Annotated in this window: 15 protein-coding genes and 1 tRNA gene; 11 read left to right on the forward strand and 5 right to left on the reverse strand. The window is 64.6% G+C overall.

The features are described from left to right. Positions 1-574 precede the first annotated feature (574 nt). Both HMPREF3227_RS01645 and HMPREF3227_RS01650 read right to left on the reverse strand, forming a co-directional pair. Complete coding sequence (locus HMPREF3227_RS01645) at positions 575-2,191, reverse strand: sensor histidine kinase (RefSeq protein WP_070593616.1); 1,617 nt, start codon at positions 2,189-2,191, stop codon at positions 575-577. Positions 2,192-2,212: 21 nt separating this feature from the next. Next, positions 2,213-2,923, reverse strand: coding sequence for a response regulator transcription factor (locus tag HMPREF3227_RS01650; protein ID WP_066490173.1), 711 nt, complete (start codon positions 2,921-2,923; stop codon positions 2,213-2,215). A gap of 183 nt (positions 2,924-3,106) precedes the next feature. Between HMPREF3227_RS01650 and HMPREF3227_RS01655 the strand changes: the two genes are divergently transcribed. Then, entirely contained in the window at positions 3,107-4,456 is a 1,350-nt protein-coding gene (locus HMPREF3227_RS01655; RefSeq protein ID WP_066490165.1) for an MFS transporter, read from the forward strand. A gap of 38 nt (positions 4,457-4,494) precedes the next feature. Here the strand turns inward: HMPREF3227_RS01655 and HMPREF3227_RS01660 are convergent, their stop codons facing one another. Continuing rightward, positions 4,495-6,231, reverse strand: coding sequence for a pyruvate dehydrogenase (locus HMPREF3227_RS01660; protein ID WP_066490158.1), 1,737 nt, complete (start codon positions 6,229-6,231; stop codon positions 4,495-4,497). 183 nt (positions 6,232-6,414) lie between these two features. On the opposite strand from HMPREF3227_RS01660, the gene HMPREF3227_RS01665 reads away from it, so the two are divergent. Then, positions 6,415-7,983: an MFS transporter gene (locus HMPREF3227_RS01665; RefSeq protein ID WP_255356872.1), complete on the forward strand. Its 1,569-nt coding sequence runs from the start codon at positions 6,415-6,417 to the stop codon at positions 7,981-7,983. Then, positions 7,967-8,512: a TetR/AcrR family transcriptional regulator gene (locus HMPREF3227_RS01670; protein WP_066490155.1), complete on the forward strand. Its 546-nt coding sequence runs from the start codon at positions 7,967-7,969 to the stop codon at positions 8,510-8,512. Before HMPREF3227_RS01665 ends, HMPREF3227_RS01670 begins: the two co-directional genes overlap by 17 nt. A gap of 192 nt (positions 8,513-8,704) precedes the next feature. Here HMPREF3227_RS01670 and HMPREF3227_RS01675 read toward each other — a convergent pair. Next, a tRNA-Thr gene (locus HMPREF3227_RS01675) sits at positions 8,705-8,780 on the reverse strand. A gap of 292 nt (positions 8,781-9,072) precedes the next feature. Here HMPREF3227_RS01675 and HMPREF3227_RS01680 point away from each other — a divergent pair. The 5 genes from HMPREF3227_RS01680 (at position 9,073) to otsB (ending at position 13,939) form a co-directional block, all read left to right on the forward strand. After that, a complete protein-coding gene (locus tag HMPREF3227_RS01680) occupies positions 9,073-10,830 on the forward strand; it encodes a threonine/serine exporter ThrE (protein ID WP_231732307.1) in 1,758 nt (585 codons plus the stop codon). Between the two features lie 68 nt (positions 10,831-10,898). Beyond that, positions 10,899-11,234, forward strand: coding sequence for a hypothetical protein (locus HMPREF3227_RS01685; protein ID WP_066490152.1), 336 nt, complete (start codon positions 10,899-10,901; stop codon positions 11,232-11,234). 9 nt (positions 11,235-11,243) lie between these two features. Continuing rightward, positions 11,244-12,659 carry an alpha,alpha-trehalose-phosphate synthase (UDP-forming) gene (locus HMPREF3227_RS01690; protein WP_066509690.1) on the forward strand — a complete coding sequence of 472 codons (1,416 nt, stop codon included), beginning with the start codon at positions 11,244-11,246 and terminating at the stop codon, positions 12,657-12,659. Further along, positions 12,656-13,147 (forward strand): META domain-containing protein, encoded by a 492-nt coding sequence (locus tag HMPREF3227_RS01695; protein ID WP_066490145.1) that lies wholly within the window; start codon positions 12,656-12,658, stop codon positions 13,145-13,147. Before HMPREF3227_RS01690 ends, HMPREF3227_RS01695 begins: the two co-directional genes overlap by 4 nt. Before the next feature lie 21 nt (positions 13,148-13,168). Next, positions 13,169-13,939: a trehalose-phosphatase gene (otsB, locus tag HMPREF3227_RS01700; protein ID WP_066509692.1), complete on the forward strand. Its 771-nt coding sequence runs from the start codon at positions 13,169-13,171 to the stop codon at positions 13,937-13,939. 74 nt (positions 13,940-14,013) lie between these two features. Here the strand turns inward: otsB and HMPREF3227_RS01705 are convergent, their stop codons facing one another. After that, entirely contained in the window at positions 14,014-15,105 is a 1,092-nt protein-coding gene (locus HMPREF3227_RS01705) for a LacI family DNA-binding transcriptional regulator (protein ID WP_066490138.1), read from the reverse strand. 96 nt (positions 15,106-15,201) lie between these two features. Between HMPREF3227_RS01705 and HMPREF3227_RS01710 the strand changes: the two genes are divergently transcribed. From HMPREF3227_RS01710 to HMPREF3227_RS01720, 3 genes are read left to right on the forward strand one after another with little or no spacing between them, the layout of a single operon-like run. After that, positions 15,202-16,122: a metal ABC transporter solute-binding protein, Zn/Mn family gene (locus HMPREF3227_RS01710; protein WP_066509695.1), complete on the forward strand. Its 921-nt coding sequence runs from the start codon at positions 15,202-15,204 to the stop codon at positions 16,120-16,122. Beyond that, positions 16,112-16,825, forward strand: a complete 714-nt coding sequence (locus tag HMPREF3227_RS01715; protein ID WP_066490127.1) for a metal ABC transporter ATP-binding protein — start codon at positions 16,112-16,114, stop codon at positions 16,823-16,825. The genes HMPREF3227_RS01710 and HMPREF3227_RS01715 overlap by 11 nt, the downstream gene beginning before the upstream one ends. A 14-nt stretch (positions 16,826-16,839) precedes the next feature. Next, positions 16,840-17,787 carry a metal ABC transporter permease gene (locus HMPREF3227_RS01720; RefSeq protein ID WP_066509697.1) on the forward strand — a complete coding sequence of 316 codons (948 nt, stop codon included), beginning with the start codon at positions 16,840-16,842 and terminating at the stop codon, positions 17,785-17,787. Positions 17,788-17,793 lie beyond the last annotated feature (6 nt).

The raw sequence follows: 17,793 nt of genomic DNA on the forward strand, positions 1-17,793 counted from the left end.
GGACTCCCAGTCCAAAAACCTCATGGACATAACACGTTCAGGCTTCGTCTGACTTGACTAATGGGTCAGGTTCAGGGGACCTGACTCCAGTTGTCCACACCTGACCAACGTGATGACTACGACGGTGCGCAGCGATGTCCCTCCACGCGCACACCGACCAACTCGCAACATGGCCGGAAAGCTGCCTCCCCCCGTCTGACTACATTGAACCAAGGACTAACGCAAACGAGTCCGTGGACAGACCGAGATCAAGACCGTCTCCATCGCTGCGGAGCTGTTGCCCACCCGCTTCTCACCGCGCCGTGCCGCCGCGAGTTAGCCACAACGTCCGAATAAGGCCCGGATTTTTCGAAATCTGGAGCCTTATTCGGGAGTTGTGGCTATTTTCATGCACACTTCGCGACAGCCCAGGCAGGAGTTGTCATCACAGTAGTCATACCCGACTTGCGCAAAACCTGGGGTTTTCTAAGAAGTAACACTGTGACCTAAAAATACTCTGTTGAAGGGGCCTTTTCGCGGTACTCAAGACACAGTGTGAAAGCCAGGTTTGGGGGCCAGTGTTAGGGATCGGGTCCTAACGTGGGCCTTGGGGAGCGTCCGGCGTGTCCGGTGCGGACTCGGCGTTGCCCGACTCCGTAGCAAAGTCGCCGCGCGACTTCTCCTTGGACTTGCTGCGTGACCACGGCTTGGTGCGCAGCTTCTTCTTCGCCTTCTTCTCAGAGACGGGAACCGCGGTACCGGTGAAGGTGGCGGGCTCGGCCGTGGGGTCGGAGGGGGCATCGGCAGGCTGGGGCACGGCCGGCAGCGCGACCGTAAAGGTCGAGCCGACGCCCAGCTCCGAGGTCACTGACAAGGTGCCGCCATGCTGCTCCACGAGGGATTTAGCAATGGCCAGGCCCAGGCCGGAGCCGCCCGTGTCGCGAGTACGCGACGAGTCCGCGCGGTAGAAACGCTCAAAGATATGCGCGGCGACTTCGTCCTCCATGCCCTTGCCGTCATCGATGACGTCGATATAGATAAAGCCTTCTCCATCGCGCAGCTGGATGGTCACCGTCGCGTCATCGCCCGCGTGGCGCATGCCGTTGGACACGAGGTTGAGCAGCACCTGGTGGAGACGGTCCGGGTCGCCGTTAACGAGCGGGATGCCGGAGGTCTTGGGGCGCACATCGATGGTGCGTCCGGCAAACGCGGCGCGCGCAGTCGACCCCACGGACATGCAGAGCTCGAGAAGATCGACGGTATGCATCTCGAGGCGATTGCCCTCCGCGCGGGTGAGTGCAAGGAGATCCTCGACGAGCAAGGACATGCGCTTGGACTCGGCGTCGATCTTGCCCAGCACGAGGTCTACATCATCCGTGGCGCCGGAGCGGTAGAGCTCCGTGTAGCCACGCAAACTGGTAAGCGGCGTGCGCAACTCGTGGGAGGCATCTCCCACGAAACGGCGCATCTGGTTTTCCTTGTCGCGCGCGGTCTCGATGGATTCTTGGAGCCGGCCCAGCATGATATTGAGCGATTTGGAGAGCTCGCCGACCTCGGTATTTTCTCCCAGGACCGGGACACGCTTGTCCAAGTCGCCTGCGGCAATCTGTCGAGCGGTGCGTTCCACCTCGCGCAGCGGACGGAGCGCCGCCTTCACGCAGATGAAACTTATCAAGTAAATGATGATGCTGACGATGAGGCTGATGCCGATCTGCATGAAGGACAGCTGCTGGATCTGCGCGTTTTCACGTGCAATCTTCTTCGCCACGACGATAATAGAGCCGTCATTGCGCGTGGCGACGGCGCGCCACTGCTCGCTGGAACGGCGGACCGCACCGGAATTGTCTGTCCGGACCGTGTCCACCGTCTGCGGCGTGCCGTCCACCACGAGATCTTCCACGCGCGGGATGGCCTCAAGATCCGGATTGAAGTACTTGGCAGTACCGTCCGCGCCATACGAGATGACGGTGTATTCGCTCGGCGGACGGCGGTCATCGCTTTCGCCCAACAGATCTTCGTTGCGTGCCCAACCCCGCGCGGCGGTGATGAGATCCTTGTCGACCTGCGAGTAGATCGCTTCGCGCATGAGCGCAGAAACCGCAGCGGAACTCGCGATAAGTCCCGCCAACGAGACGCCCACCACGATGATGACGAGCAACGTGCGCAGCGAGACCGTGCGGACGAAGGAGGAAAGAGATTTCTGTATCTTCATGAAGCGGCAGTCGGCTTCAACCTAGGAGCGCGGCATGCGCAGAACGTAGCCCACGCCGCGAACGGTGTGGATGAGCGGGGTGTCGCCCGTGTCGATCTTGCGGCGCAGGTACGAGATATAGGACTCGACGACGTTGCCGTCGCCACCGAAGTCGTAGTGCCACACGTTGTCGAGGATCTTCGCTTTGGAGAGAACAACTTCTTTGTTCTGCATGAGGTAGCGCAGGAGGTTGAACTCCGTGGGCGATAGGTCGACGATCTCGCCACCCTTGGTGACCTCGTGCGTGTCATCATTGAGGGTGAGGTCAGCGTAGGTCATGGTGGCGTCAGACGTCATGTCGTCCGCGACGGCGCCGCGGCGCAGAATGACGCGCAGACGCGTGATGACTTCTTCGAGGGAGAAAGGCTTCGTCACATAATCGTCCGCACCGATGGTGAGGCCGTGGATACGCTGATCGACGCTGTCCTTCGCCGTGAGGTAAAGCACCGGGCCGTCAAGGCCTTCTTGGCGAAGCTTGCCGAGTAGCTCAAAGCCGTCCATGCCGGGCATCATGACATCAAGGATGTACGCGTCCGGGTTGATCTCGCGCGCGATGCGCAGCGCCTCCGTGCCCGAGTTCGCGGTGTGCACGTTGAAGCCCTGGAATTTGAGGGACACTGTGAGCAGTTCGACGATATTCGGTTCGTCATCGACCACGAGGATGGTCACGTTGTCATTATGCTTATCGTCCATGATGGAAGGGTGCCTTTCGTAATTTAAGCTCGACTGATTAGTCTGCCACTCGCGTTTTCAAGGGTACTGCCGAAAACCTGAAAGCCGACTGTGAGACTCCGCGGGGATTCCGCGCCCCCGCGCGGGGTAGTTTATGTTCCATTGCGCTGCGCGCCTGTCCCGTGCACCTTAGGCTTACGGTTTATGACTGCGCCTGCTGCTTCTTTGCCCGTGCCTTCCGCGGCTCGCCGCACCGACCGCCTCACCGTCGCTGCGTGGGCTCTGTGGGACTGGGGTTCCGCCGCGTTTAACGCCGTGCTCGTCACCTTCATTTTCTCGGTCTACCTCACCGATTCCGTGGGCAAGCAGATCGATTCTTCGCACACCCCAGCCCAATGGCTGTCCTGGTCCATGACGGCGGCGGGACTCGTTATCTTCGCCGTCACTCCCATCATGGGCCAGCGCTCGGACCGGCGCGGCTCCCGCCGCCGGGCGCTCGCGTTCTGGTCCGCGGCCACCTTCGCCGTTATGGCGTTGCTCTTCTTCGTACGCAACGACGCCCCCGTCTATTTCTGGCTGGGACTCGCGGGACTCGCGGTGGGTTCGGTGACCATGCAGTTCGCAGAAGTCAACTACTTCGCGCAGCTGAAACAGGTCGCCGCCCCGGAGCGCGTGGGACGCGTCTCCGGCCTGGGCTGGTCCGCGGGGTACACCGGCGGCATCGTGCTCCTGCTCATCTGCTACTTCGGGTTCGTCGCCACTGGCAGCACCCCGGAGACGGCAGGCGCGCTCAATCTTCCCACTGATGGTGGCTGGAACATGCGGCTCGTCGCGCTCCTCGCCGCGCTATGGTTTGGCGTAAGCGCCATCCCCGTTCTCCTGCGCGTGCCGGAGATTCCCGCCTCCGGTGAGGACACTGGCGGCATCATCGCGTCCTACCGTGCGCTTTTCGCGACGCTGCGCGAGCTATGGCACGAGGACCGCAACGCCTTCTACTTCCTCTTCGCTTCCGCGGTCTTCCGCGACGGGCTCTCCGCCGTGTTCAGCTTCGGTGCCGTGCTCGGTGTCTCGGTCTATGGCTTGAGCGCCGGCGACGTGCTCATCTTCGGCGTCGCCGCCAACGTCGCCGCGGCACTCGGCGCTGTGCTGGGCGGCCTCCTCGATGACCACGTGGGGCCAAAGGCCATCATCCTCACGTGCTTGGGAATCCTCACCTCCATGGCACTCGTGATGTTCTTCGCCTCGGGCCCGCTCGCCTTCTGGATCTGCGGCCTCATACTGTGCCTGTGCGTGGGTCCGGCGCAGGCCTCGGCCCGCGGCTTCCTCGCCCGCGTCGCGCCGCCGGGCCGCGAGGGCCAGATGTTCGGTCTCTACGCCACGACCGGCCGCGCCGTGAGCTGGCTTGCTCCTCTACTCTTTGGTCTCTTCGTCTCCTGGTTCGGCGACGGCGACCGCGGCGGCGTTCTCGCCATCGGGCTGGTGCTAGCCGTGGGCGCGCTGCTTCTTATCCCCGTCAAGGACCCGACGAAAAACGGCGCGACGCCCGCGGCCTGAGCGGCACGCGGGCGCGGGGCTCGAGCAAGCTCGAGGTTTTAAGGGCGCGGGATGTTGCGCAGGTTGGACTGCGCCAGGTTAATCATCTGGCCCACGCCGCCGCCGAAGACGGTACGGGTTGCGGCCTTGGAGAAGCCGGCGAGCTGCGCGAAGGTCAGCGTCGGCGGGATGGACAGCGCGTTCGGGTCGGTCACCATATCGACGAGAACTGGGCCGTTGAAGGCCATGGCTTCCTGAATCTGCTTGCGGGCCTTCTTCGGGTCCTCAATGCGGATGTGCTTGATGCCAGCGGCCTCGGCGATCTGCGCGTAGTTGACGGCGTCGTGGTCCGTCTCATGCTCCGGCAGGCCCTGGACGAGCATCTCAAGCTTGACCATGCCCAGCGAGGAGTTGTTGAATACGAACATCTTCACGGGCAGATTGTGGAGCTTGACGGTGAGCAGCTCACCCATGAGCATGGACAGGCCGCCGTCACCGGAGAAGGTGATGACCTGGCGGCCCGGGTTCGCGGCCTGGGCGCCGATGGCCATCGGAAGAGCGTTCGCCATGGTGCCGTGGCGGAAGGAACCGATCTGCTCACGCTGACCGTTCGGGGTGATGTAGCGCGCGCCCCAGACGTTGCACATGCCGGTATCGACGGTGAAGATGGCGTCGTCCGCGGCCTCTTCGTCAATGATGTTGGCCACGAATTCCGGGTGGATGGGCTTCATCTTCTCGGCATTCTTGGTGTAGGCCTCAACCACGTTGTTGAGCTTGTTGTAGTGCGACTTGAGCATCCGGTCGAGGAAGCGGCGATCCTGCTTCTCCTCGACGTGCGGCAGGATGTTTTCGATGGTCGCTGCGACGTCGCCGGTGACCGGGTACTTGATCTTGGTGCGGCGGCCGATGTGGGAGCCGTCGATATCGACCTGCGCGACGTTACCTTGCGGCAGGAAGTCGTTGTACGGGAAGTCAGTACCCAGGAGGATGAGCAGGTCAGCCTCGTGGGTGGCCTCGTGCGCGGCGCCGTAGCCGAGCAGGCCGGACATGCCGACATCAAACGGGTTGTCGTACTGGATGTACATCTTGCCGCCGAGGGCGTGGCCAATCGGAGCCTTGATCTTTTCGGCGAGGGCGAGGACCTGCTCGCGGGCGTTCTTCACGCCAGCGCCAACGAAGAGCGCGACGGTCTTGGCCTCGTTGATGGCCTGGGTCAGCGCGGCGGCCTCGGCCGGGTCCGGGAAGACCACCGGGGTGCCGGAGGAAATCTTCGACTGAGTGAAGGCGTCATCGGTAGCCTCCTGCATGGAGACGTCGCCCGGCAGGACGAGGACGGACACGCCCTTGCCCGCCATCGTGGACTGGATGGCGTGGTGCAGGACGACGCCGCCCTGCTCAGCGGAGTTGACCATCTCGCAGTAGCCGGAGCACTCGTTGAAGAGCATCTCCGGGTGGGTTTCCTGGAAGAACTTCGAGCCAATCTGGCGCGACGGGATATGCGACGCAATGGCGAGCACCTTGGCACCGTTGCGATGTGCGTCGTAGAGACCCTGCACCAGGTGCGTGTTGCCCGGACCGCAGGAGGCGGCGCAGACAGCCAGCTTGCCGGTGGTCAGGGAGTCAGCCTCAGCAGCGAAAGCAGCGGCTTCCTCGTTGCGGACGTGGACCCACTCGATGGGTGAGCGACGAACCGCGTCGACGATGGGGTTGAGCGAGTCACCCACCAGACCATAAATGCGCTCGACGCCCTGGGCTTCGAGCACGGCGACGAGTTGTTCGGCGTAATTGCGTGCCATAAGAATAATCCTCGTTTTCTTCGTATTTAAGACCTAAATTTGCCTACGCCCGATTGTCCCCGTCTGTGATTGGAAAAGCCACTATCAGCTCGCTTCTCACAACCGAACGGGCAGCGTGATCCACGAGACAATGCAACCGCTCAGGTTGATTACTGTAACAAACGTTCACTAAAGTAATGCGTCATGACCGAAGAACTCTCGACGCCCCCGACGCTTACCGAACGGCGCCGTGTAGCCCGCACTGAACGCGCCGCACGCCGCCACGATCGCCGCACCGCCCTGCGCTATGCAGAGGACTCCACGCCCGCGCAGCGCTGGACATTTCTTGCCGTGGTATCACTCGGCCTGCTCATGATTGGTCTCGACAACTCGATCCTCTATACGGCACTGCCGCGGCTCACCCACGTGCTTCATGCCTCCGCGCTTCAGTCGCTGTGGATCATCAACGCCTACCCGCTCGTCCTCGCCGGCCTACTGCTGGGCACGGGCACGCTAGGCGACCGCGTGGGCCACCGACGCATGTTCGTCACGGGCCTCGCGATTTTCGGACTTGCCTCGCTCGCGGCTGCGTTCTCACCGTCCGCGTGGGCGCTCGTGGCTGCACGTGCGTTCCTCGGCTTCGCCGCGGCCGTCATGATGCCCGCGACCCTCGCACTTATCCGACTCACCTTCGCCGACGAGAGGGAGCGCAACACCGCCATTGGCATTTGGGGCTCCGTCGCCGTCGTCGGTGCGGCCGCCGGTCCTGTCCTGGGCGGCTTCCTGCTGGAGCACTTCTACTGGGGCTCGGTCTTCCTCATTAACGTGCCCATCTGCGTCATCGCGCTCGGCCTCACGCTGCTCATCGCGCCGCCCAACGTCCCGCACCCGGACAAGCGCTGGGACTTTATCTCCTCGCTCTATGCGCTGTTCGCGCTGGGCGGATTCACCATGACCATCAAGGAACTTGCGCGCGGCTCCTGGACGCTCGCGGGCGTCGCGCTGCTCGTCGCGATATGCGGCGGCTGGGTCTTTGTCCGCCGCCAAAACAAGCTGGTCGACCCGCTCCTCACCTTCGATATCTTCCGTTCGCGCATCTTTGCTGGCGGCGTTGCTGCCGCAGCCGGCGCCATGTTCGTTCTCGCGGGCGCGGAGCTCACCACGACGCAAAAACTGCAGCTCGCCGATGAATGGACCCCGCTCCACGCGGGACTCGTGGTCGCCATCGCAGCGGTGTGCGCCATCCCCATGTCCGCCATCGGTGGCGCGGTGCTCCACAAGGTCGGCTTCCTGCCGCTCATCTCCGGCGGCTTCCTCTCCATTACCGCAGGCGTGTTGCTTGCCGCATGGGCGACGCATACGGGTCTGCAGCCGGCGCTGTATGCCGGCATGATGCTCGTAGGTCTGGGCGCGGGCTCGGCGATGTCCGTGTCCTCGACCGCGATCATCGGCGCCGCCCCGCTTAACCGCTCGGGCATGGCAGCGGGCGTGGAGGAGGTCTCCTACGAGTTCGGCACGCTTATCGCGGTCGCGCTCACCGGTTCGCTACTGCCCATGTTCCTCAGTGCCTACTTGCCGGAGGAGCTGCGCAGCCTGGGCCTTGCCATCATGGATTCGGCGGAGCATGCCTCCGTCGCGGCGCCGGCCTATGCGCAGGCCTACGTCTCAGTACTCATCATTCTGGGCGTCATCGCCGCCGCTTTCGCGGCATACACCGGCTGGGCTTTCCGCGATAATCCCACATCAGGAGGCAACGGTGGCACGCACGAGTAAAAAGAACGAGGCGCTCGTCGCCGCCCTCGACATCGTCCAGGACGCTGGCGTCAACGCCGTGACCTACGACTCCTTGTCGCAGGCGACCGGGATGACGAAGTCCGGACTCATCTACCACTTCCCCACTCGCCACGACCTGCTCGTGGAGATGCACCGCTTCTGTGCGCAGCGCTGGGAGGCCGAACTAGAAAAGCTCGGCGGCGGGCGCGCCGAAGAGCTCACGCGCACGCAGCGTCAGCGCGCGCTTGTGCTCTCCTTGTCGAAGAACGATCCGCTCGTCGAGCTACTCATGTCCATCCATGCGCAGTCCCACCCGGAATTCCAGGCCATCTGGAAAGAGGTCGACGATGAGTGGATGCCCGATCCCTCGCGCGACGTGAGCGACGAGGCCGAACTACAGGAGCTCATCGTCGCCGTGCTTAGCATGGGCTTGTGGGTTCACGACCACGTCTCAGAAACGCACCTGTCCGCGGGCAATCGAAAGAAGATCCTCGAGCACGTGCTGCGGATCCTCGACGCGGACACCTAAAGGCCCGCCCCGAACACGTCGCGACGTCACTTTCGGGCGCTAGAGCTCTTTCCGCGCCAGAACTGCGCGCAACGCGCCCGAAAATACAGCAAAGACGGGCTCCACGGGCGACAAAGTTGGGGCTTAAGGGACATTTGTCCCTTAAGCCAAAGTTGAAGCCCCCTACCCATCAGTGCAGGTAGAGGGCTTCTGTGGGGCTGGAGACGAGACTTGAACTCGCAACCTACGCATTACAAGTGCGTTGCGCTACCAATTGCGCCACTCCAGCCTGTGCGCGCGAAGCGCACTAGGGCTAAATCGTACAATATGGCGCCCGCTGGAACCTAAGCGGCGCGAGCATGGCGCGGCACAGGGGTACAGACACAGGGGTGCAGGTGCAGGGGTGCGCGGCGGTGGGCACTACGGATAGAGTTGCAGGCTAGATACGCATACGCAGTTATTCGACTCTCGACACACGCGGTGGTCGCGCCGGCTCACGGACGCGACCCCCATTTCAACGCAAGGCACACGTAGACACAGTGACACATGTAATAGATCAGTTCCGCGGCTGGGCTGGCAAGCTGGGCGGCGGTTTCTTCGGCGACGCCCGCACGCGCATCGCCACGATTGACGCGGCCCAGGCCGCACCCCCGCCGTCGCCGCTGGCGCCGGTCGATCTCACGGACCCGGCTCAGGTGACGGGCGTGATGGAAATCGCCGCGCGCATCGGCGAAATCCTCATCTGCGCGGGTTCCTCGAACGCGGACGCGCGCTCCCAGATTTACCTCGCGGCGGCGTCCTATGGCCTGCACTACTGCCACGTCGATGTCGTCATGAACACGATCACCATCCACACCAACGTGGGCACGGGCGCGGACCGCCGGCCGATCACGGTATTCCGCGTGGCACCGGGCATTGACGTGAACTTCTCCAAGCTCTCGGCCGTGGATAAGCTCATCCGCTCCATCCACTCCGGCGCCACGCCGCCCGCGCTGGCCGAGCGCATCCTCAACGAAATCGATCAGATGCCGCCGCCGCGCGGTATCCGCTCCGTCCTCGTCGGCTGGGGCGTCATGGGCGCGGCCTTCTCGGTCGTCCTCGGCGGCGGGCTGCTGGCCGCGGCGCTGACGTTTATCATCACCATCCTCATCATGGGAGTCAATGCTCTCCTCGCGCGTTATCGGGTTCCGACGTTTTATCAAAACATCGCCGGCGGATTCATCGCCGTATTCCCTGCCGCGTTGTCCTATAACCTGGCGGCGACGCTCGGCATCCACCTCGTTCCGTCACAGGTCATTGGTTCGGGGATCATCATCCTCGTGGCGGGGCTGACGTTGGTGCAGTCCCTTGTCGACGGCATCACCCGTGCGCCCGTCACCTCCACCGCGCGCTTTTTCGAGGCAGTGCTGGCGACCGGCGCGATCATCGGCGGCGTCGGCTTAGGGATTCAAACTGCCGATGCCCTGGGCTTCCCGCTGCCGCCTCTGGAAACGATGGCAGCGCCGGTCTATCACCAAATCCCACTGCTTATCACTATGGGCGCCATCGGCTCTGCCGCATTCGCGTACTCGCTGTATGCCGCGTGGAAAGAAGTTATCGTCTCCGGACTAACCGCCGGCGCCGGCATGGTCTTCTACTACTTCGTGGTCATCCCCTTCGGCGTGGGCACCGTCGTGGCCTGCGGCATCTCCGCCATCGCGGTGGGACTCGCCGGCGGTCTACTTGCTCGCCGCTACTACATCCCGCCGCTCATTACGATGATCATCGGCTACACGCCGATGCTGCCGGGTCTCATGCTCTACCGCGGCATGTACGCCACGATCAACGAGCAGGTCATCACCGGTTTCACCAACCTCGCCACGGCGATCGCCATAGCGGGCTCGCTGGCCGCGGGTGTCGTGCTCGGCGAGCGCGGCGCACGCCGCCTGCGCCGCCCGCAGTACTTCCGTCCGTACGAAGCCTTCAAGCGCCTGGGGCGCTTCTCCGCGCACCAAGCCCGCGCGCTGCGCCACCGCACCCCGCGTATTCCGCGCGTGCCGCTTTCCCCACGTGCCCCGCGCGTCGAGCGCCCCGTGCCGCCGCCCGTGCAGGCGCCGCAGCCAGCTCCGGCCGAGACCACGGGGGCATCGGAAAGCCCGAGCGTGGCACAGGTCCGTATGGAGCAGGACAAGACGGTACGCGAGCAGCTCAAACAGCTCAACAGCCACGAGGTGCTCGACCTCCTCGAGGCTCTCGACCCAGCCACGGAAACGTGGGAGGCCATCTCCAGCCCGTTGGCGGACGGCTCCTCCTCGCCGGACGACCCAGATTTCCCGCCCCGGATTCCTCACGGCGATTGAGCGGCCTGTCGCGCAATAGCGTAGAATTGCAAGGTCTAAGAACAATCCCGTCAAGCAGGAGGACATTCGTGCCACCCAAGGTCACCGACGTTCAACCCAGTGCGGATAACTCGCACGTCCTCGAGGAAGAGACCGCCCGCGCCGCGCGCCGCATTGTCGCGACGTACGCGGAAGACTTCCTCGACGGCGTCACCCTGATGTCCATGCTCGGTGTGGAGCCCAAGGGACTCATCCACCGCAAGGTCCTCGCGGAGCACGAAGAAGCGCAGCCGAAGAAGGCCACGCGCAAGAAAGCAACGAAGAAGGCCACCAAGAAGGCGACGAAGAAGTCGACCAAGAAAACCGCCAAGGCTGCTAAGAAGACCTCGAAAAAGGCCGCCAAAAAGACCGCGAAGAAGTCTTAAAGCGCAGGTATGAGCGACAACAACTTCGTCGTCGTAGCCAACCGGCTGCCAGTCGACCTCCACACCGCCCCCGACGGAACCCGGACCTGGACCCCGTCGCCGGGCGGTTTGGTCGCTGCGCTCACCCCCGTGCTCGAGAAGCACAATGGCTGCTGGGTCGGCTGGCCGGGCGTCGTGGGGGACGCGCCCGAGCCCTTCCGCACCGAGCGCGGCGTGCTACTCCACCCCGTCAAGCTCTCCCAAGCGGATTTTGAGGGCTTCTACGAGGGCTTTTCCAATGCCACGTTGTGGCCGCTCTACCACGACCTCATCGTCACCCCGGTCTATGACCGCGACTGGTGGCACGTCTACCGCGAGGTCAACCTCCGTTTCGCCGACGAGGTCGCTGCCGTCGCCGCCGAGGGCGCGACCGTGTGGATTCAGGACTATCAGCTCCAGCTGCTGCCAGGCATCCTGCGCCAGCTGCGCCCGGACCTCACCATCGGCTTCTTCCTCCACATTCCTTTCCCTGCGCCGGATCTCTTCGCGCAGCTGCCCTGGCGCATGGAGCTCGTCCGTGGGCTCCTCGGCGCGGACCTCGTGGGCTTCCACCTCGAGGCCAACGCCCGCAACTTCCTGGCGCTGGCCCGCCGCTTTGGCATCGAGGTCTCCGGCGAGATCTCCACGCGCGAGGTCACCGCGCACCTGGAACTGAACAACGGCCGCCGCGTGGGCGTGGGCGCCTTCCCCATTTCCATTGACGCCGCCGCCATGAACGAATGGTCCGCCGCTGACTTGGGCGGCGCGGAACGCCTCCACGCGGACCTCGGCCACGAGCGCACCGTCATCCTGGGCGTCGACCGTCTCGATTACACCAAGGGCATCCTCCAGCGTCTCAAGGCCTTCGAGGAACTCCTCGAGACCGGCGCGCTCAACCCGGAAGATGTCTGCCTCGTGCAGATCGCCACACCCTCGCGTGAGCGCATTACGAGCTATCGCAAGACCCGCTCCCAGGTCGAGGAGGCCGTGGGCCGCATCAACGGACGCTTCGCACAAATCGGCGCACCCGTCGTCCACTACCGCCACACGAGCGTGCCCAAGGACGAGCTTCGCCGCTACTACCGCATGGCAGACGTCATGCTCGTTACGCCGTTCAAGGACGGCATGAACCTCGTGGCCAAGGAATACATCGCCTGCCACGGGGACGACTCGGGCGCGCTCGTGCTCTCCGAGTTCGCCGGCGCCGCCGTCGAACTTACCCAGGCCTACCTGTGCAATCCTTTCGACATTGAGTCCATTAAGAAGGCCCTGCGCGACGCAGTGGTCGGCCTGCACAATCAGCCGGAGGTCCTCGCTGAGCGCATGCATGCCATGCACGCCCAAGTCATGGAGCACGACGTCGACCTGTGGGCGAATTCCTTCCTCGACTGCTTGGAGAAAAAATGAAGAAAATCCTCGCTCCTCTCCTCGCTCTCACGCTCGCGGCCTGCGGCACGCCGGAGGACAACGCCGCGCCCGGCGACCAGGTCCGCTTGAATAAGTCCTGGCAGGTCGTCGGCATCTACACGGCTGCCGATGCCCCCAGTTCTATCCCTGAGACTCTCCACCCCGCGCCCAGCCTCACGCTCGGCACGCAGGGTCTCGTGGGTACGACGGGCTGCGCCCAGTTCCGCGCGGACGCCACGTACCTCAACGGCGAGGAAGAATCCAACGTCGAGGACGCGGACGGCGTGCGCATCGACTCCGTGCAATTCGACGACACGCGCGCCGACTGCACCGGCGAATCCCTATGGGCACACAACCAGCTCACGCGCCTGCTCGCTCAGAATCACGAGTTCACCCTCCGCGTCGACGAGAACAACCAGATGGTCTTCACCCTGCACGACGGCCGCGTGGACTCGCCTGCCATCCGCTTCGTGTCCCTCGCTGCCTAGAAACGCTTAAAAGGAGCATTTATGACCGACCAGCCTGCTTTCATCAACGAACTCGCACGTACCCCGCGGCTCGCGGTCGTCTCCGACTTCGACGGCACGCTCGCCAGTTTTGCCACGGACCCCTACGCGGTCCAGGCCGATCCCCGCTCGCTCGCAGCGCTCGAGCGCCTCGCCCAGCTCCCCGACACGTGGGCCGCGGTGCTCAGCGGTCGCCACCTCGAGGGGCTCGCCCGCGTATGTCCGCTCCACGATCCCGTCATCTTCGGTGGCTCCCACGGCGCGGAGACCGCAGGCCCCGCGGGCGCGACCCCCGTCACGCCCGAACAGCAGGCCTTCCTCGACGACGTCGAAGCTCAGCTTCACCCCATCCTCGCTCAGTTCCCAGGCGCCGAGATCGAGTACAAACCCTTCCAGCGCGTGCTCCATGTGCTCAAGCTGCATCTCCAGGATCCCGCAGCCGCACGCGCCGCGCTCGATGCCGCGCTTGCCCTCGACCTTCCCGGCGTCGAAGGCAAGATGGTCGTGGAATTCTCCGCCTCCTCGGCGACGAAGGGCTCGTGGATTCAGGCCCTGCGCGAGCGTCTGGGCGCCACGGCCGTCGTCTTCCTCGGCGACGACGTCACGGACGAGACCGGCTTCGCCGCGCTCACCCAGTTGCCTGCTGGCCCGGACCTGGGCGTCAAGGTAGGCGCGGGCGAGACCACCGCCGTCCACCGCGTGCCCGGCGTCGACGCCGTGGCGGACTTCCTCACGGACCTCGCCGCCGCTCGCGCGGAGTTCCTCGGCCGCTAAGTGCCAAAAGTGCCGCACTGTGCGCACAACCAAAAATCCTCGCCCGCCGCGCAGGTTTTCACAATTTTCGGTAGTTAGCGCGGCGGGGCGATGGTCGTGCCGCGCTCGAAGGTCGTGGGCAGCAGGCGGCGCGGGCTCTCCTCGGGCGCTTCGGCCTCGCCGCGCGCGATAAGCGAGGAGAGCATGTGGCCCGCGGCCGCGCCTTTCGCCTTATTCGGCTGCACGACGGTCGACAGGCCGCGCAGGCGGGCGGTCTGAATGCCGTCGAAGCCGGTGACAGAGAGCTCGCCTGGGACGTCGATGCCGCGCTCACGCGCCACTGTGAGTACCCCTAGCGCCATGGAGTCCGTGGTGCACAGGACGGCGGTGAGCTCGGGGTGGGCATCGAGAAGCTCAGTAGCTGCCGCGTGCGTAGTCTGCGCATTGTTGAGGTGGCGCGTCAGCACCGGAACGTCCGTAATGCCAGCCTCGTGGAAGACCTGCAGCGCGCCCGTCACGCGCGAGCGCTGCACGTGCATGTCAGCCTCGGCCAGGCGCTCCGGCGAAACGAAACCGTCCACCGGTTCGCGGAAGAGACGGATAGCGAGGATGCCGATCTGCGTGTGGCCAGCCTCCACGAGCGCACGCGCCGCTGGCTGAATGGCCGCAACGTCATCAATGCCCACGAAGGGCAGCCCGGCGTCTGTGGGCTGGTCGCAGACCACCACGGGCAGGCCGCGGCCGCGCACGGCCTCGAGGTACGGGTCGTCTGCGGCGACGGAGTAGACGACGAAGCCGTCGACGGCGGCGCGAGCGACGAGCGAGGGGCCATCGGCAGGCGAGCTGGTGCCGGGGCCGGCGGGGATGAGGGTCAGCGTCGTATCCGCGCCGGCAGAAGCCTCGGCCATGCCCGCCAGGAAGTCGACGGAGGCCTGGTCCTCGAAGGCGTAGGAGAGATGCTCGGTGAGCAGGACACCCACGGAACCAGCGTGGCGGGTGCGCAGGCTGCGCGCCGTGGGATCGGGCCCCGGGTAGCCCCGCGCGGCCGCCGCGGCGAGGATGCGCTGACGCGTAGCTGCGGAGAGCTGATCCGGGCGATTATAGGCGTTCGAGACGGTGGTGGGAGATACCCCCAACTCGGCGGCGAGCGACGCCAGCGTTTTGCGTTGTGGGGTGCGTTTTACCATAAGTGCTACCCTACCCCACCCACCCGCGTCGACCTCCCCTGATTTTCAATTGGTTATCAATTGACATTGAGTTGCAACAACGGAAAACTGGAGCGCATGCTGTACTCGCGTTCCCTGACTCTTGTGTCCGTCGCGGCACTGGCTCTCACGGCCACCGCCTGCTCCTCTGGCTCCTCTGACTCGTCGGCCTCTGGCGACGAGACCATTAAGATTGTCGCCTCCACGCCGATCTGGGCTGACGTCGCCAACGTCGTCGCCGAATCCACGGACGCGGACGTCGAGGTCTCCTCTGTGATTACGGACCCGAGCGTGGATCCGCACCACTTCGAGCCCACTGCAGCCAATATCGCGCAGGCCAACGAGGCAGACATGGTCGTCGTCGGTGGCGGCGGCTACGACGCATGGCTCTACGAGACGGTCAAGGAGCAGGACAAGGTTGTCACCGCCCTGCCGCTTATTGAGCACGGAACGCTCGACGAGCACATGAATGACGAGGGCCTTAAGGTCACGATCATCGACGGTAACGAGCACATCTGGTACGACGTCGAGGCCATCAACATCGTCGCCGAGGAGATCGCGGACGCCATCAACGCCAAGGACCCAGAGGCGGGCGCCTCGGCCGACGGCCTCGAGGAGAAGACGAAGGGCTTTGCCGACCGCATCGCCGCGCTGCCCGCCAAGAAGTACGCGCAGACCGAGCCGATTGCGGACTACCTCCTCGCGCCGTCGGACTCCTGGACTGACAACACGCCGGAGAAGTACCGCGCCGCCACCCTCGACGAGGGCGAGCCGGCCGCAGCTGACCTCGCGCGCTTCCTCGGCGTCATCAAAAACGGCGACATCGACGTCCTCATCTACAACCCGCAGACCGAGACGGATATGACCACGCGCATCCACGATGCTGCGGAGGCCGCCGGCATCCCGGTCGTCGAAATCGGCGAGACCCCGGTGGACGGCGAGAACTTCTTCGATTACTACGAGTCCGTTGTCTCCGCGCTGGAGTCCAATGCCAAGTAAGTCGCTCGTCTCCTTCTGCGACGCCGCGGTCGATCCGCTGTGGTCGAACATGTCCTTCGACATCGAGCCCGGCGAGTTCATCGCGGTGCTCGGCCCCAACGGCGTGGGCAAGTCCACGCTGCTCGGCACCATCTTGCGCACGCGCCAGCTCACCGACGGCCGCGTAGACGTCAATTGCCGCGTGGGCTATATCCCTCAGCAGCGCATGTTCCCGCCTGAGCTGCCGATGCGCGCCCGCGACCTCGTCTCCCTCTCCCTCGCCCATGGCGTGGTGAAGAACCGCCGCGCCGCGCGCGCTCGAGTGGACGAGCTCCTCACCGAGGTCGGCGCGACCGGCATCGCGGACCGCCGCGTAGGCCTGCTCTCCGGCGGCCAGCAACAGCTCATCCGCCAGGCTCAGGCCCTCGCTGCCGACCCGCAGCTTCTGCTCGCGGACGAGCCGCTGCTCTCGCTTGACCCGGCGCGCCAGCAGGCCACCGTGGACAAGCTCGATTTCTGGCGCCGCGAGCGCGACCTGTCCATCGTCTTCGTCACCCACGGCATCAACCCGGTGCTCGGCGTCGTCGACCGCGTGCTCTACATTGCGCCACATGGCCACATCATGGGCACCGTCAACGAGGTCATGCGCAGCGACGTGCTCTCTGAGCTCTATGGTTCGCGTGTCAACGTCATCGAAATCGATGGCCGCATGATCGTCGCGTAGAAGGGGAATCATCCATGCAGAAATATATTGAGGACACCCAGTACCTCCTGAGCATCGACTTCGTGCAGCAGTCGCTTATCGCCTGCGCCCTGCTCGGCATCCTCTCGGGCGTGATGACCTCGCTCATCGTATTGCGTCAGATGTCGTTTTCCGTGCACGCCACCTCGGAGCTCGCCCTTATGGGCGCCTCGGCCGCGCTCCTCTTCGGCCTCAACATCGGCTTCGGCGCGGTCGCCGGCGCCATCGTCGCTGCCATCGTGCTCGCCGTCCTCGGCTTCAAGGGCCAGCAGGACTCCGCCATCGGCGTCGTCATGAGCTTCGGCCTCGGTCTCTCCGTGCTCTTCTTGCACCTCTACCCCGGCAACTCGAACTCCGCGATGTCGCTGCTAACCGGCCAGATCGTCGGCGTCTCGAGCGCCTCCGTCTGGCTGCTCGCCGCGACCATGGTCATCATCGTCGGCGCTGTCGCGCTGTTCTGGCGCCCCATGCTCTTCGCCTCCGCGGACCCCATCATGGCGCAGGCCGCCGGCGTGCCCGTGCGCGCACTGTCCGTCGTCTTCGCCATCCTCGTCGGCCTCGCTGCCGCACAGTCCGTGCAGATCGTCGGCTCCCTGCTCGTCATGGCGCTGCTCATCACCCCGGGCGCCGCCGCCGTGCACATCACGTCCTCGCCGGTGCGCGCCATTATGTGGTCCACCATCTTCGCTGAGGTCTCCGCCGTGGGCGGCCTAGTCCTCTCCCTGGCTCCCGGCCTGCCCGTCTCGGTCTTCGTCACGAGCATCTCTTTTGTTATTTACCTGGTCTGCCGCGGTATCGGCGCGGCCCGCAGCCGCAAGGCCGTCCGCGACGACGTCGCCGCCCGCCGTGCCTCCCAGAAACACTTCGGCGCCGCCACCGATCGCGCCGACGCCGAGGCACACCACACCTCGACGCACGACGAGAGCTGCACGCACCAGGACTAGGCTAGA

It is taken from the genome of Corynebacterium sp. CMW7794 (genome assembly GCF_001563605.1).
Lineage (GTDB): Bacteria > Actinomycetota > Actinomycetes > Mycobacteriales > Mycobacteriaceae > Corynebacterium > Corynebacterium phoceense.

Bases quoted from the DNA above. Each gene is read 5' to 3' on its own strand.
- HMPREF3227_RS01645 (WP_070593616.1), bottom strand. From the start codon at position 2,191: ATGAAGATACAGAAATCTCTTTCCTCCTTCGTCCGCACGGTCTCGCTG.
- HMPREF3227_RS01650 (WP_066490173.1), bottom strand. From the start codon at position 2,923: ATGGACGATAAGCATAATGACAACGTGACCATCCTCGTGGTCGATGAC.
- HMPREF3227_RS01655 (WP_066490165.1), top strand. From the start codon at position 3,107: ATGACTGCGCCTGCTGCTTCTTTGCCCGTGCCTTCCGCGGCTCGCCGC.
- HMPREF3227_RS01660 (WP_066490158.1), bottom strand. From the start codon at position 6,231: ATGGCACGCAATTACGCCGAACAACTCGTCGCCGTGCTCGAAGCCCAG.
- HMPREF3227_RS01665 (WP_255356872.1), top strand. From the start codon at position 6,415: ATGACCGAAGAACTCTCGACGCCCCCGACGCTTACCGAACGGCGCCGT.
- HMPREF3227_RS01690 (WP_066509690.1), top strand. From the start codon at position 11,244: ATGAGCGACAACAACTTCGTCGTCGTAGCCAACCGGCTGCCAGTCGAC.
- HMPREF3227_RS01695 (WP_066490145.1), top strand. From the start codon at position 12,656: ATGAAGAAAATCCTCGCTCCTCTCCTCGCTCTCACGCTCGCGGCCTGC.
- otsB (WP_066509692.1), top strand. From the start codon at position 13,169: ATGACCGACCAGCCTGCTTTCATCAACGAACTCGCACGTACCCCGCGG.
- HMPREF3227_RS01705 (WP_066490138.1), bottom strand. From the start codon at position 15,105: ATGGTAAAACGCACCCCACAACGCAAAACGCTGGCGTCGCTCGCCGCC.
- HMPREF3227_RS01710 (WP_066509695.1), top strand. From the start codon at position 15,202: ATGCTGTACTCGCGTTCCCTGACTCTTGTGTCCGTCGCGGCACTGGCT.
- HMPREF3227_RS01715 (WP_066490127.1), top strand. From the start codon at position 16,112: ATGCCAAGTAAGTCGCTCGTCTCCTTCTGCGACGCCGCGGTCGATCCG.
- HMPREF3227_RS01720 (WP_066509697.1), top strand. From the start codon at position 16,840: ATGCAGAAATATATTGAGGACACCCAGTACCTCCTGAGCATCGACTTC.